Origin of the sequence: Clostridium sp. Marseille-P2415 (assembly GCF_900155545.1) — a bacterium.
Taxonomy (GTDB): domain Bacteria; phylum Bacillota; class Clostridia; order Lachnospirales; family Lachnospiraceae; genus Lacrimispora.
Genome location: NZ_LT732526.1, coordinates 225,573 through 238,646 on the forward strand (window position 1 = coordinate 225,573; position 13,074 = coordinate 238,646).

Sequence of the window (13,074 nt, forward strand, 5' to 3'; positions counted from 1 at the left end):
CTCGGCGGGGCCCTTTTTTGCGACCGCCGCTACGACACTGTCTTTGTGTACCACAATGGAGCAGAATCCTACTATGCTGCCAGGGGGTTCCGGGGCTCGCTAAGGGTCTGAATATTGTACGGATAATCAGTTACCAAGGGGAATACCATAATTCAAAGTGTATTTTATTCACCCCGACCGTAACGATTAAATTGGAATTTAACTATTTAATTTTATATTTTTGAAAAGCTTTCTCAGCATCAGTATGAACATCCTTAAAAATAGGATCAGCCAAATAACGAATGTTGCGACTGCAATATACTGTGATACAAAATATGAAAGAACAGCACCTGCTGCCATAATTATTGACCATAACAGCATTGAATTTCTCCGTACAAACGCGGAATTTATACATTTGATTAACAGTACCGCTCCAGGTGCTGAGAGCGGCGTGCAGCCAGATTTCATTTTGCAGCAACGATAGATTCAACATAAGCAAGCATTTCATTTTTCGACTGTATCGTATGAGTACGGTCAATAATCTGCTGTTGTGCCTGCGCAGGTAAGGCAAAAAAATAATCCATTGCATTATATTGTTCCAGTGCTAAACCAAGCCCTACCGGTAATTCTGCCCCATTCGTATATTTTTTCATTATAAACCTCTTTATAAAATATGATTTTTTTCCGTCATTTGTTTTTCTTGTTCTTCAATCATTTTTTTAACCATATAACCATATTGGTAAGACGTCATCTCGCTATAATCATTGTTTTTCACAGGTAAGCCAGTTTCATTAGCGATTTCATACTTAAACTGATTAAGAGCTGCCTTTGCTTCCGGAATAATATTTTTTTTTGGCATATAACCCCCCAATTGATTTTATAAGATATCTTATATTATTTTGTTTTTTCTTAAAAATATTCAGAAGCAGTGAAAATAAGTCCTTTGTAATTGTGGAAGCATAAGATGAATAGAAGGACAAAGTGCGTATAAAAATGACCTTTACTATACATCAGGAAGATACTATAATTCAGTATAGGGCTCTTTTATGGAATTGAATCAGTTAAGATAAACCACAAGCTGATGGAGCTGATTAGAACCACATTGTCAGAAAAAGAAATTGGGGCCGATGGATTTATATCATGCTGCTGCGGCCGGAAGAAACAGACGGAGGAAGTTATGGAAGAGTATGGAAACCAGGAAAAATCATATATGAAAGTAATCAACTATATTAAAATGCAGATCCGCCATGGAGAATTAAGCATAGGCGGAAAGCTTCCGGCAGAACGGGAGTTATCGGAAATACTGGGAATCAGCCGTAATTCTGTCAGGGAGGCGATCCGTACATTGGATAATATGGGGATCATTTCAAGCCAGCATGGAGCAGGTAATTTTCTGACCGGTAAATTCGAAAATAATCTGGTGGAATCCCTGTCCATGCTGTTTTTGCTTAATCAAATTGATTACAACCAGATCAGCCAGCTTCGCAGAGCCTTGGAAATGGAAGCATTGATGCTGGCTATAGACAACATCACCGACGAGGAGATTCAGATATTGATCCATACCGTATCCCAATTAGAAACAGAAACCGAAGCCAATAATGTTGTTTTGGATAAAAAATTGCACTATCATATTGCCCTGGCATCAAAAAATACACTGATCGTCAGTATCCTTCAGGCGCTCTCCGAAGTAGTTGACAAGTTTATTGTTGATCTGAGAAGAGAGATACTGAGTCAGGAGGATAGCAGGAAGGTATTGATGGAAGCGCATAATGGAATGATTCAGAGCTTAATTACCAGGGATAAGAAGCTGGCTTATGAATCGATTAATAAACATTTTGGAGTAATTGACGAAGAACTAAAAGAGAAGGAATTGAAAATGTGATAAGCAAACGAAAATGAGTGAAAACATACAAAGTGCTCGTTAAAAAAATGACGTCTATTGACACATGCGATAAACCGACTTATAATGAAACTGCAAAGTGGTACTACCAATTTAAAAGAGGTAGTAAGGATAAGGCTGCGAAAACAAGTTTTTTGCAGCAATATATTTCGCCAAAGTGGTACTACCAGTTTAATGAAATATTACTTTGAAAGTTTATCCTGAACAAGGAAGAAAGGGAGTCATGACATGAATATTTTAGTATGCATGAAACAGGTACCGGACAGCAATCAGGTGGAAGTGGATCCGGTCACAGGAGTATTAAAGAGAAATGGTGTGGAATCCAAGATGAATCCGTACGATTTATATGCTCTTGAAACGGCACTGAGAATCAGAGAAAAATGCGGAGGAAGCATCACTGCCCTGACCATGGGTCCGGGTCAGGCAGCAGGAATCATCCGGGAAGCCTTTGCCATGGGAGCGGATCATGGAGTATTGATATCCGACCGGAAATTCGGGGGAGCGGATGTCCTTGCAACCAGCTATACCCTTTCACAGGGAATTAAAAAATCCGGGAATTTTGATCTGATCCTTTGCGGAAAACAGACTACGGATGGCGATACCGCCCAGGTAGGACCGGAATTGGCAGAATGGCTCCACGTCCCCAGTTTGTCCAATATTTCTAAAATCGCAGAAATAAAATCCCATTCTCTGGTAGTGGAAATGGATATGACACATGATATCGAGGTAGCAGAGATTAAGTACCCCTGCCTGCTGGCAGTGGATAAGGATATATTTATTCCAAGACTTCCTTCCTACGTTAAAAAACAGGAGACCAAAGACAGGGAAATCAAAGTCATAACCCTGGAGGATATGGAAGACAGGGAAGAAAAGCATTATGGCTTAAACGGCTCCCCGACGCAGGTACAGCGGATATTCCCGCCTCAGGTGAACAGGCACAGGGAAACCTGGAGCGGAGATGGAAAAGAACTGACGGATCAGCTGTTTCATAAATTGAAAGAATTGAAATTCGTCTGAGGAGGAAGAAAAAATGGGTAAATTAGTCATCAATCAGGAAAAGGTAGGTAATATAAAAGAGCTTATAAACATATGCCCTTTCGGAGCATTGGAGGAAAAAGATAATCTTCTTCAAATCAACGCTGCCTGCAAAATGTGTAAACTGTGTGTGAAAAAAGGACCGAAAGGGGCCGTGGAATACATAGAGGAAGCGGTAGAATCCGTGGATAAGGATCAGTGGAAGGGAATTGCCGTATACGTGGACCACATTGACGGTGTGATTCACCCGGTTACCTTTGAACTGATCGGAAAGGCAAGAGAACTGGCGGATAAAATCGGTCACCCGGTATATGCCATCATGATGGGATATCATATTAAATCCCAGTGTGAGGAACTGCTTCATTACGATGTGGATAAAGTATTTGCTTATGATAAGGAAGAACTGGAACGTTTTAAAATGGAGCCCTATACAAAAGCCTTTGAGGATTTTGTCGGGAACAGAAAGCCCTGCGCTGTTTTGTTTGGGGCCACTCCGGTTGGCAGACAATTAGCTCCCAGGCTGGCAGCCAGATTAAAGACCGGACTTACGGCGGATTGTACCATTCTGGATATCAATGAAAATACGAACCTGGTGCAGATAAGACCTGCCTTTGGGGGAAATATCATGGCACAGATCTTAACGCCCAATCACAGGCCGCAGATGGCGACAGTCCGCTATAAGGTAATGGATGCTCCGGAGAGAAGCGGGGCGGTTCACGGAGAAATCGTTCCTTGTGACATTGATTCAGAGAAATTAAGCAGCCGGGTATCTGTACTTGATATTATTCCAAAAGAAAAAGAACAGTTTATTGAAGCAGCAGAAGTTCTCATAGTAGCAGGAAGAGGCGTGAAAAAAGCAGAAGATTTAGGCATGCTTAAAGAGCTGGCGGATTTATTAGGCGGACAGCTTGCCTGCACCAGGCCGGTGATGGAGGCCGGATGGCTGGAAGCCAAATGCCAGGTAGGCTTAAGCGGCCGGACCGTAAGGCCTAAATTGATCATTACCTGCGGGGTATCCGGTTCTGTCCAGTTTACAGCCGGCATGAATCATTCCGACCAGATCATTGCCATAAACAAAGATGAAAATGCGCCCATATTCAAAACGGCCCATTATTGTCTGGTAGGTGACTTATATGAAATCATACCGGATTTGATCAGCCGGATCAAAGAAGGAAAAGATAGAAATTAATAAGATTAACTGGTGGGCCAAGGCGCGCAGATAGGAGTTATTATGGATTATAAAAAAATGGATACAGAAGATATAAATTATATAGGCAGTATCATTAAGGACAAAGACCGGATTCTTTGCGGAGAGAAAATAAATGAAGAATACAGCCACGATGAGTTAAGTGATACGGTCAGTTTTCCCGATGTGGTGGTGAAGGTAAAAACCACAGAAGAAGTTTCTGCGATCATGAAATATGCATATGAGAATACCATACCGGTGACTCCGAGAGGAGCCGGAACAGGTCTTGTCGGGGCTTCCGTAGCCATGGAACATGGCATTATGCTGGATACCGGCCTGATGAACCGCTTTCTGGAGCTTGATGAGGATAATCTGACCATAACCGTAGAGCCAGGAGTGCTTTTGATGGAACTGGCGGCATATGTAGAGGAAAGAGGCTTATTCTATCCTCCGGATCCGGGGGAAAAATCTGCGACCATAGGAGGTAATATCAGTACCAATGCCGGAGGAATGAGGGCCGTAAAATACGGCGTTACCAGAGACTATGTAAGAGGTCTGGAAGTCGTACTGCCTGATGGCAAAGTCGTGGAATTTGGCGGAAAGGTAGTGAAAAACAGTACGGGATATGCCATGAAGGATTTAATGGTAGGTTCCGAAGGGACGCTGGGAATCATAACGAAAGCAACTCTTAAAATACTTCCCCTGCCGAAAAAAGCAATCAGCCTTTTGATTCCGTTTCCGACTCTGGAAAAGGCGATCGGTACCGTACCCCGGATCATTAAGTCCAGAGCCATACCCACAGCCATAGAATTTATGCAGAGGGAAGTCATTATTGATGCGGAAAAATACCTGGGCAAAAAATTCCCCGATAACAGTGCGGACGCATACCTGCTGCTTAAGTTTGACGGAAATTCCACGGAAGAGATTGAACAGGATTATGAAAGTGTGGCCCGTATTTGTCTGGAACAGGGAGCGGTTGATATTTTAATTTCCGATACCAATGAGAGAGAAGAATCCATCTGGAAGGCACGGGGGGCGTTCTTAGAGGCGATCAAAGGGTCCACCTCCTTTATGGATGAAGTGGATGTGGTGGTTCCGAGAAGCTCTGTGAATGAAATGGTGGAATATATCCACGGGCTGCATAAGGAAGTGGATATCCGGATCAAAAGCTTTGGTCATGCAGGGGATGGCAATCTTCACGCTTACATTTTAAAGGATGATCTAAGCGAAGCGGAATGGGAAGAAAAACTGAAAGCTGCCATGGATAAGATTTATGGAAAAGCCAGAGAATTAAGCGGCCAGGTATCCGGGGAACACGGCATTGGATATGCAAAGAAATCCTATCTCATGGAGGCCATGGATCCTGCTGCGGTTGAAATTATGAGAGGAATCAAAAAGGCCTTTGATCCTAAAAATATATTAAATCCCCACAAGGTATGCCAGTTGTAAACAAAAAGGAGGAAATCCCCAAAGTCTTAAGGACTTGAGGGATTTCCTCCTTTTCCTCCATTCAGCGCTGTTCTGTCTTTCGTAAAAGCAGAGCACCGAGCGCCATGACAACAAAAAATACAATCAGATAAGCAGCCACAGCCATTCCGTGGGCAAACAAGGCGGCAATGATCATAAATATGCAGCCTGCAAGGGATATGCAGGGCATGAGGATCCGGTTAAAAAATTTAAGCTCTTTCCTTTTTACCATGAACATAATAAAAATAGGAATATACAGGGCATATATGGTGATAATGGGCAATTCCGAGGAATCAAAACTGAAGAATCCGAACCAGTTGGTGGTTAAGTTTGCCCCGTAAAAATAAAATAACCAGATGCCGCAGAGAAACAACCCCAGAATTGCGGAATTAACGGGCATATTGGTCGTCGGATCCACCTGGCTGAAAACCTGGGGTTTAGGACCAAGACCTCTTGCTGCAATGGAATAAATTCCCCGGGTACAGCCGAGCATCAGTCCGTTTAAGGTTCCCAGGCATGAAATAATGACAAATACAAACAACAGCGAGCCGCCCGCCGAGGTGAAAATCGTTTGGAATGCCAGCTTGGCACCGGTTTCGCCGCCAGCCATCATCACTTCATTTTTAATCGTTCCGGCTAAACCGATGTAATACAGGATATAAACGGACATGGTAATAAACGTTCCCGCGATCAAAGCCAAAGGAAGATTTTTCTTTGCATTTTTTAATTCTGCATTAATGCAGGTTGCAATAATCCAGCCTTCATAAGCAAAGGATGCTGCGACAACAGCCGTAAATAATCCGTTGGAGGTGCTTTGAGACACGTAATGTGTGAAATTGTATGCGGTCATTCCGTTCCTTAGCCCGTGAAATGTTCCCACGGCTGCCATTAAAAAAAGCGGCACCAGTTTGATGACCGTAGTACTTACCTGGAATTTTCCGGCCAGAACCGGAGATAAGGCATTCATTGTAAAGCTTGAAACCAGGTAAAGACAGGCAATGGTCATGCATTCCCCGCCTGTAATGGAAAAACCGAGGATCACGCAGGTATAACGGGCGGAAACCCATGCCAGTACCGATGTAATTGTCGGATAATAAATGAATGACATAAACCAGCCGACATAATAGGCATACTTTTTCCCCATCGCGGCTTCTGCGTAATCCACTACACCATTAACATATTGATATTTGGTAGCCATAACAGAAAACGTATAAGCGCAGGAGATCATAATAATACCGCCGATCACCCATGCCAGGATGCCCTGCTTTAAGTTGCCGCCGGTTGCGGTGAGGATCTTTTCTGCCTTAAAAAAAACACCGCTGCCGATGACGATGCCTACAACCATGGCAATGGCTGTAAAAAGTCCATATTTTTTTTCTAGCTTCGGTTCCATAATTTAACCATTCCTGTTTTAACAGGATTCCTTTGTTTTTTTTATTCTCTCAACATCCATGAAAATAACATCTTATTATTTTATCATAAAATTTGATTTAATTCACTAAAATTTTTATTTCAGCGGACAATAAGGATGAGCGGATCTTTGAGACAGTCTCTCTGTGAAGGCATTATATTATTGTATATAATTATGAAAATGATATGCAAGCTGGTTGGCAGCCGCCTTGCCGGTATATAATGCGCCCTGCATCCAGGCATGTTTTGTGGATACGTGTTCGCCTGCAAAGTAGATCCGTTGGTTAAATTCCGGCTTCAGCATCTCATAGGCAAATAATTTTTTCTGGCCTGGGAGTGCCAGAGCAAAAGCGCCCCGGTTATTCGGTTGATTATTCCATACGACTGTCTTATGGTCTTCCACAATGGAATTTAAAAATCCCACCGGCAATCCGTGGACTGCCTCCACATTCTCCCTGACCAGTTCATATCGGAGTGTTTCTTCCATGTTTCCCACCCGCGTTGCGTTTAAATGATAATTATAGGAAGCTGCCAGTACCCCGGGTTCATCCGGCGAACAGGCGGAAGCATCGGGACAAAGGATATGATCTCCCGGATAGAAGATATATTGAATGGGAAGGTCTGTCTGTGAAAATCCTCCAACCATTCGCCCGTAATTGGTATCTTGCTCCCAAAAACGATTATTACACAGAAAAAGAGTTTTTTGTGAATCGGAATAATTAAACTCTAAAATTGCCTGCATCTTAAGGTTGCTGAAATATGGTTTGATCTCAATTTCCCTCAGAGTGGAGTAGGGAATTGCACATACGACATAATCAAAAATATCGGTAGTTTTCCTGAAATCTCTCATATCATGATATTTTAGAATTATTTTATTGCCGTATTGTGACTGATAAATACCGGTAACAGTCTGACCGGGATTATAGGTAACAGTGCCCAGCTGGGAGATTGGAATATTTTGATACTGGGGCGGATTATCCGCGAGAAAGGATTGGATAAAAGCATATGGAAGATTTATAATTCCGCCGTTGATTGTATAGATATTGCGGTAATCCAGGGTGTATTCCTCATGGGTGATTTCATCATAACTGATATTCAGCAAAGAACCGGTACCGGAATCGATACCTGAGATCAAACTGATTGCCCCCTGACTGAATCCCAGATTTTCCAGGGTCTGCCGGATGGAGTAGTTTGTAAGAGTAAGGTATTCCGGGGAATATTCCGGTAAAATTTGTATTAGTTCTGACCGGACATCAGGTGGAAGCTGCTTCATCAGGTATAGAAAGGCATAATCATTCAGTTCTGTCCAGGGGGTACTTCTCTCCTGGGGGGTCAATTCGTATAAGGGATAGAGTAACTGCTCGATCGAATCGGAGGTTCTCAGACGGGTATTATGTACATATATAAAATTGTTGCGCCTTGTCACTGATAAAGGGCGGGTGTTTAAGCCAAATAAATTGATATAGTGCCAGGTGGTTTCATGGGTTGCCGGAATTCTATGAGCACCGAATTCATTGTAATATTTGCCTTTCTGATCAAAGTAATAGGTATAAACTCTTCCCCCGATTCTGTCTTCATTGGCCTCCAGAACTGTAATATCTGCTCCCAGCTTACGAAGTTCAAATGCAGCGGATAAACCGGCCAGGCCTCCTCCGATGACGCCGATCTTCAATCCCTGCAGTTCTCCCGGGGCTGCGTAATTTGTAATATCCAAAGGAGGACTTAGTAAATTAACAATATATTCATAATCTTCCGGCCGGCCTTCCGTTTCCAATAAATTTCTGGTCATTTCATGCCGCTGTTCATCCGTAGGATTCATTACTTGATTTAATGGAGCATCCATTCATGATACCTCGTGATATTATTACGGTAGTAATATATTGAAAAGTTTCTCAAAATATAACAAAGCAGCAGCCTGAGGCAGAACTTTTCAGAGTTATGACCCGTTTGGTTCTGTCACATCCCTGGAGACAGGCTAATTTTAAAAATTCAGACATAGCCCTTGTAATATATCTTGATTTATTGTAATAAAAACTGATATTTCTGGTAACGGCGTTGAAGTCCAATTTATAGTAGCACAAGCGTGAATCCTTGGGCACCTGTTTAATGAGCGTATCAGAAATAAAGGTAATACCCATTCCATAGCAGGCTACATGATAAGCGGTAACCTGCTGATCCAGTTCGAGAATAATGTTTGGAATAATATTGGCATTTTTTAAAAGCTGTTTTTCCAAAGATTTCGTATTAGCTTCTGCAATTTTTACGTTAACAAGAGGATATTTTTTAATAAACGCTGTAATGAAAGGAGGCAGAATATAAGAAGTAAATAAATTACTTCCGCCTATGACCAGGTTTCCGGTACGCAATGCAGCAAGGTCGTTTAATTCGTTTTCGAACTCATTTTCCATGTCGAAAATTCGTTCTGCTTCATAAATATATTCTTTCCCTTGAAAATTCAGGCATATGATTTGATCGATGCGACCCAGAATTTGGATGGATATGCGTTTGTTTCAGGAGTAGTAAAAGCGGTTGATTTTATTCGTTTCTGCGTATACACTAAGAACTATATACGTGTTATGGAGGAATGAAAAGTGGAACAATGTATTCTTTTAGTAGATGATGAAACCGGCATTTTAGATATGCTGGAAATTATTTTAAAAAAAGAAGGATTTCAGAATATTAAAAAAGCGCAGTCCGGTAAGGAGGCACTGCAAATGATCCGGGACTTTGCCCCCCAACTCATTGTAATGGATATCATGCTTCCGGATATCAGCGGGCTGGAACTCTGTATGGAGCTGCGTAAAGAAACGGATGTGCCGGTGCTCTTTTTAACCGCCAAGACTTCGGATTGCGACAAATTAACGGGCTTTGCCATGGGAGGGGACGATTATATTACAAAACCTTTCAATCCGTTGGAGGTCGTTGCACGGATCAGTGTTCAGCTTAGGCACCGGAGAATGCACTCACAAACGGATAGTGGAAATATTTTAGAATTTGAAGATTTCAGCATAAATAAGGATTCCTGCGAAGTGAGCAGGAATAAAAAAGCTTTGGAGCTCACAGCTCTGGAGTTTTCCCTTCTTCTATATTTTGCAGAACATCCTAATCGGATATTTACAACCGCACAGTTGTATGAAAATGTATGGGGACAAATGAATCTGGGCGATGAGAAGACGGTTGTTATGCATATTTCTAAAATCCGTAAAAAAATTGAACCGGAGGCGAATAAATCAAAATATATCCATAACATTCGGGGATTGGGTTATAAGTTTGTTCCTCATAAAAAAGGAGGCGCCTAAGATGAAAGTTCCTCTGAAAACGGTCATAAAAGTTCTTTCCCTTATGATCATCCCACTGGTGGTTTATCTGCTGAGTTACAGTGTACTTACTCTGTTATTTATATTGATGCAAAATGCCTTTCCTGTCCTGAAAACGGTGGAATGGGAGACATTCCGCCACACAGCCACAATACTTTCAGGAGTAATTGTCGCGTATCTGTTTTTTCTGTTCATTTTAAAGCCTGTTTTTTATATTATCCGCTGGATTCAATTGCTGGCGCAGGGAATCCTTCGCGAGCCTGCTGTGCGTGATCATGGCAGGAATTTCTTTTTTCATAAATGTTCCCGGTTCTTATATAAGGAACTTTTGATGCAAATGCAGATTCTGACTGACAAATTGAAGCAAAATGAAGCAGACCGAAGAGCTCTGGAGAAAAAACGCCGGGTATGGCTTGCCGGAATCACCCATGATTTGAAAACACCGCTTTCCTATATCCAAGGCTATGCTTCCATGATTTCTGCTGGGCAATATGGCTGGTCGAACAGTGAATTCATGGAGTTCGGCAACAAAATTGAGGAAAAATCCAGGCACATAAAAAATCTTATCGATGATTTGAATATTTCTTTTCAATCAGAAGACGGAAAGATCGCTGTTCAAAAAACGAAAACGGAAATGGTTGAATTTCTGCGGAATGCCGTACTGGATATTGCAAATTCTCCTCGTTGCGCCGAGCATATTTTTTCTTTTGATTCCAATATAGAAACATTCTTTCTGGAAGTAGACACGGTTCTGGTGCAGAGGGCATTACAAAATATTCTCATCAATGCGGTTGTACACAATCCGCCTGAGACAGAGGTGGCAGTATCGGTTCAAAGGAAGCAGGATACATTTTTTATACAAGTTTCAGATAATGGAAGCGGGATGGATGAGGAAACCCAGAGAAATCTCTTTGAAAGTTATTACCGGGGAACGCCGACCGATCATCCGGTTGAGGGTTCCGGTCTTGGCATGGCGATTGCCAAACAATTTGTTGAATTACATGGCGGTTCCATCCATTTGGAAAGCCTGGCGGGGCAAGGAACTTCTATTTTCCTGGAATTGCCCATTCAATAATACGATTTTACTAATCTTTTACTTTCGTTTACCTGAAAATAAGATTCATGATTTATACTCCTGTTATCTAACAGAATACAGGAGGATTTGTTATGTCTGAATATATAATTGAAACAAACGGGCTGACACGCTGTTTTGGCAGGCATGTTTCGGTAGATCACATGGATTTACGAGTTCCGGAGGGTAAAATTTACGGCTTTTTGGGTGCCAATGGTGCTGGTAAAACGACAACCATTCGTATGCTGCTCAGTCTGATTCGTGCAGATGAGGGGGCTATTCAGATCATGGGACGCTCGCTGCAGCGTGATCGTGAAGGGATTTTGCGGAATGTCGGTTCCCTCGTGGAAGGGCCGTCTTACTATGGGCATTTATCTGCGTATAAAAACCTTAACATTATTTGCAAGCTTATGGATCTGCCTGAGAGAAGCATCCATGACGTCCTTGACATTGTCCGGCTGACTCCCTATGCCAAGCAAACCGTTAAGGGGTATTCCCTCGGAATGAAGCAGCGTTTGGGGATTGCGCAGGCACTGATCCGCAAACCAAAGCTTTTGATTCTGGATGAACCGATCAATGGCCTTGATCCGGCCGGAATTCAGGAAATCCGCAGCTTAATGCTGTCGCTCTGCCACGAACAGGGAATCACCATTTTTTTATCCAGCCATATTTTAAGCGAGATTCAGTCTATTTCTGATGAAATTGGCATTGTTCAAAAAGGCAGGCTTATATTTCAGGATAGCATCAGGGAGCTGGAAAAGAAAAGCGGTGCAAAGCTTTATGTCCGGACAGAAGATACCCAGGAGGCATGCCGTGCGCTTGCTTCTGCCGGGGCAGATGTGGTTCTGCAAGAAAATGAATTACGTATATCTCTGACGGAACAGATGGATCAGGCAAAAGTTTTCCATATCCTCCAACCCTTTTCCATAAAGAAAATGCGGGAATCTGTTCCTTCTTTGGAAGATATTTTTTTAAGCCTGACCGGAAAGGATGGGAGCTTATGATAAAACGGTTATTCGCTGTGGAATGCCGGAAGGCGCGGAAGATATGCTATGCGGTTCCGGTCATCAGCTCTGTTATTCTGATTTTATTCACCTGCCTGGAGTGGTATTTATACTTTCGCCAGGGGAAGACAGGCGTTTACGCAGGACTGAATGTCATTTATATGTTCCTTTCCTTTACGATGCTGCTTACGATTACTCTGCTGTGCAGCATGGTGTCCGAAACCGAGCATCAGGCGCAGGGGCTCAAGCTTCTTTTTACCACCCCGGTGAGCCGTACCGCTTTTTACTACACCAAAGCAGCCTGGGTAGTTGTTTTGATGCTCGGCTGCAGTGCATTGATCTTAGGCGGATTTTGTACGGTATGGCTTTTATATTCTGATGAAATATTGCCGTTTGCATTTTTGGCAAAGCAAATTTTCGGGTGCCTGGCGGCATCATTTCCGATGCTTTCCATTCAGCTGTTTCTGTCTCTTTCCTTTTCCAACCAGACGCTTCCTCTGGCATTGGGCATGACCGGCGCAGTTTCCAGTCTTTTTCTGCCGAGAATTACGCAAAAAGTTCTGTATATCCTGCCCTGGTCCTATCCTTCCATGGCAAGTCCGTTCATTAAGGGATATACAACGTGGATTATGCTGGGGACAGGACTCGGTTTCTTTCTGCTCATGGCAGGCGCTATGCGGTTTCGCACTTTGGAGATAAAATAG

Annotated in this window: 14 protein-coding genes; 9 read left to right on the forward strand and 5 right to left on the reverse strand. The window is 42.7% G+C overall.

The window, feature by feature from the left end; all coding sequences use genetic code 11:
* On the forward strand, positions 1 to 111 hold a 111-nt coding region (locus BQ9856_RS05955; RefSeq protein WP_139348758.1), incomplete at its 5' end, for a DUF4256 domain-containing protein.
* Positions 112 to 443: 332 nt separating this feature from the next.
* Here the strand turns inward: BQ9856_RS05955 and BQ9856_RS05960 are convergent.
* Both BQ9856_RS05960 and BQ9856_RS05965 read right to left on the reverse strand, forming a co-directional pair.
* On the reverse strand, positions 444 to 632 hold the full coding sequence (locus BQ9856_RS05960) for a hypothetical protein (protein WP_077610221.1): 189 nt from the start codon (positions 630 to 632) through the stop codon (positions 444 to 446).
* An 11-nt stretch (positions 633 to 643) separates the two neighbouring features.
* Complete coding sequence (locus BQ9856_RS05965) at positions 644 to 838, reverse strand: alpha/beta-type small acid-soluble spore protein (protein WP_077610222.1); 195 nt, start codon at positions 836 to 838, stop codon at positions 644 to 646.
* 318 nt (positions 839 to 1,156) lie between these two features.
* Between BQ9856_RS05965 and BQ9856_RS05970 the strand changes: the two genes are divergently transcribed.
* The 4 genes from BQ9856_RS05970 to BQ9856_RS05985 all read left to right on the forward strand — a co-directional run bounded on the left by BQ9856_RS05970 (position 1,157) and on the right by BQ9856_RS05985 (position 5,549).
* Positions 1,157 to 1,861 (forward strand): FadR/GntR family transcriptional regulator, encoded by a 705-nt coding sequence (locus BQ9856_RS05970; protein ID WP_077613262.1) that lies wholly within the window; start codon positions 1,157 to 1,159, stop codon positions 1,859 to 1,861.
* 246 nt (positions 1,862 to 2,107) lie between these two features.
* Complete coding sequence (locus BQ9856_RS05975; RefSeq protein WP_077610223.1) at positions 2,108 to 2,896, forward strand: electron transfer flavoprotein subunit beta/FixA family protein; 789 nt, start codon at positions 2,108 to 2,110, stop codon at positions 2,894 to 2,896.
* Between the two features lie 13 nt (positions 2,897 to 2,909).
* Positions 2,910 to 4,103: an electron transfer flavoprotein subunit alpha gene (locus BQ9856_RS05980; protein ID WP_077610224.1), complete on the forward strand. Its 1,194-nt coding sequence runs from the start codon at positions 2,910 to 2,912 to the stop codon at positions 4,101 to 4,103.
* A gap of 42 nt (positions 4,104 to 4,145) precedes the next feature.
* The gene (locus BQ9856_RS05985; protein ID WP_077610225.1) at positions 4,146 to 5,549 is read left to right on the forward strand and encodes an FAD-binding oxidoreductase; all 1,404 of its coding nucleotides are present in this window, start codon (positions 4,146 to 4,148) and stop codon (positions 5,547 to 5,549) included.
* Positions 5,550 to 5,610: 61 nt separating this feature from the next.
* Here BQ9856_RS05985 and BQ9856_RS05990 read toward each other — a convergent pair whose 3' ends face one another.
* From BQ9856_RS05990 to BQ9856_RS06000, 3 genes are all read right to left on the reverse strand, one after another.
* Positions 5,611 to 6,960, reverse strand: coding sequence for an APC family permease (locus tag BQ9856_RS05990; RefSeq protein ID WP_077610226.1), 1,350 nt, complete (start codon positions 6,958 to 6,960; stop codon positions 5,611 to 5,613).
* Positions 6,961 to 7,137: 177 nt separating this feature from the next.
* Positions 7,138 to 8,820 (reverse strand): flavin monoamine oxidase family protein, encoded by a 1,683-nt coding sequence (locus BQ9856_RS05995; protein WP_077610227.1) that lies wholly within the window; start codon positions 8,818 to 8,820, stop codon positions 7,138 to 7,140.
* Positions 8,821 to 8,869: 49 nt separating this feature from the next.
* Positions 8,870 to 9,385 carry a LysR family transcriptional regulator substrate-binding protein gene (locus tag BQ9856_RS06000; protein ID WP_077610228.1) on the reverse strand — a complete coding sequence of 172 codons (516 nt, stop codon included), beginning with the start codon at positions 9,383 to 9,385 and terminating at the stop codon, positions 8,870 to 8,872.
* Between the two features lie 183 nt (positions 9,386 to 9,568).
* On the opposite strand from BQ9856_RS06000, the gene BQ9856_RS06005 reads away from it, so the two are divergent.
* From BQ9856_RS06005 to BQ9856_RS06020, 4 genes are all read left to right on the forward strand, one after another.
* Positions 9,569 to 10,276, forward strand: coding sequence for a response regulator transcription factor (locus tag BQ9856_RS06005; protein ID WP_077610229.1), 708 nt, complete (start codon positions 9,569 to 9,571; stop codon positions 10,274 to 10,276).
* A 1-nt stretch (position 10,277) separates the two neighbouring features.
* Positions 10,278 to 11,369 carry a sensor histidine kinase gene (locus tag BQ9856_RS06010; RefSeq protein WP_077610230.1) on the forward strand — a complete coding sequence of 364 codons (1,092 nt, stop codon included), beginning with the start codon at positions 10,278 to 10,280 and terminating at the stop codon, positions 11,367 to 11,369.
* A gap of 92 nt (positions 11,370 to 11,461) precedes the next feature.
* A complete protein-coding gene (locus BQ9856_RS06015; RefSeq protein WP_077610231.1) occupies positions 11,462 to 12,370 on the forward strand; it encodes an ABC transporter ATP-binding protein in 909 nt (302 codons plus the stop codon).
* Positions 12,367 to 13,074: an ABC transporter permease gene (locus BQ9856_RS06020; RefSeq protein WP_077610232.1), complete on the forward strand. Its 708-nt coding sequence runs from the start codon at positions 12,367 to 12,369 to the stop codon at positions 13,072 to 13,074. The genes BQ9856_RS06015 and BQ9856_RS06020 overlap by 4 nt, the downstream gene beginning before the upstream one ends.

Excerpts from the sequence above, each read along its gene's own strand:
- BQ9856_RS06020 (WP_077610232.1), top strand. The coding sequence starts at position 12,367 with ATGATAAAACGGTTATTCGCTGTGGAATGCCGGAAGGCGCGGAAGATA.
- BQ9856_RS06000 (WP_077610228.1), bottom strand. The coding sequence starts at position 9,385 with ATGGAAAATGAGTTCGAAAACGAATTAAACGACCTTGCTGCATTGCGT.
- BQ9856_RS05995 (WP_077610227.1), bottom strand. The coding sequence starts at position 8,820 with ATGGATGCTCCATTAAATCAAGTAATGAATCCTACGGATGAACAGCGG.
- BQ9856_RS05960 (WP_077610221.1), bottom strand. The coding sequence starts at position 632 with ATGAAAAAATATACGAATGGGGCAGAATTACCGGTAGGGCTTGGTTTA.
- BQ9856_RS05990 (WP_077610226.1), bottom strand. The coding sequence starts at position 6,960 with ATGGAACCGAAGCTAGAAAAAAAATATGGACTTTTTACAGCCATTGCC.
- BQ9856_RS05980 (WP_077610224.1), top strand. The coding sequence starts at position 2,910 with ATGGGTAAATTAGTCATCAATCAGGAAAAGGTAGGTAATATAAAAGAG.
- BQ9856_RS06015 (WP_077610231.1), top strand. The coding sequence starts at position 11,462 with ATGTCTGAATATATAATTGAAACAAACGGGCTGACACGCTGTTTTGGC.
- BQ9856_RS05975 (WP_077610223.1), top strand. The coding sequence starts at position 2,108 with ATGAATATTTTAGTATGCATGAAACAGGTACCGGACAGCAATCAGGTG.
- BQ9856_RS06010 (WP_077610230.1), top strand. The coding sequence starts at position 10,278 with ATGAAAGTTCCTCTGAAAACGGTCATAAAAGTTCTTTCCCTTATGATC.
- BQ9856_RS05985 (WP_077610225.1), top strand. The coding sequence starts at position 4,146 with ATGGATTATAAAAAAATGGATACAGAAGATATAAATTATATAGGCAGT.
- BQ9856_RS05965 (WP_077610222.1), bottom strand. The coding sequence starts at position 838 with ATGCCAAAAAAAAATATTATTCCGGAAGCAAAGGCAGCTCTTAATCAG.
- BQ9856_RS05970 (WP_077613262.1), top strand. The coding sequence starts at position 1,157 with ATGGAAGAGTATGGAAACCAGGAAAAATCATATATGAAAGTAATCAAC.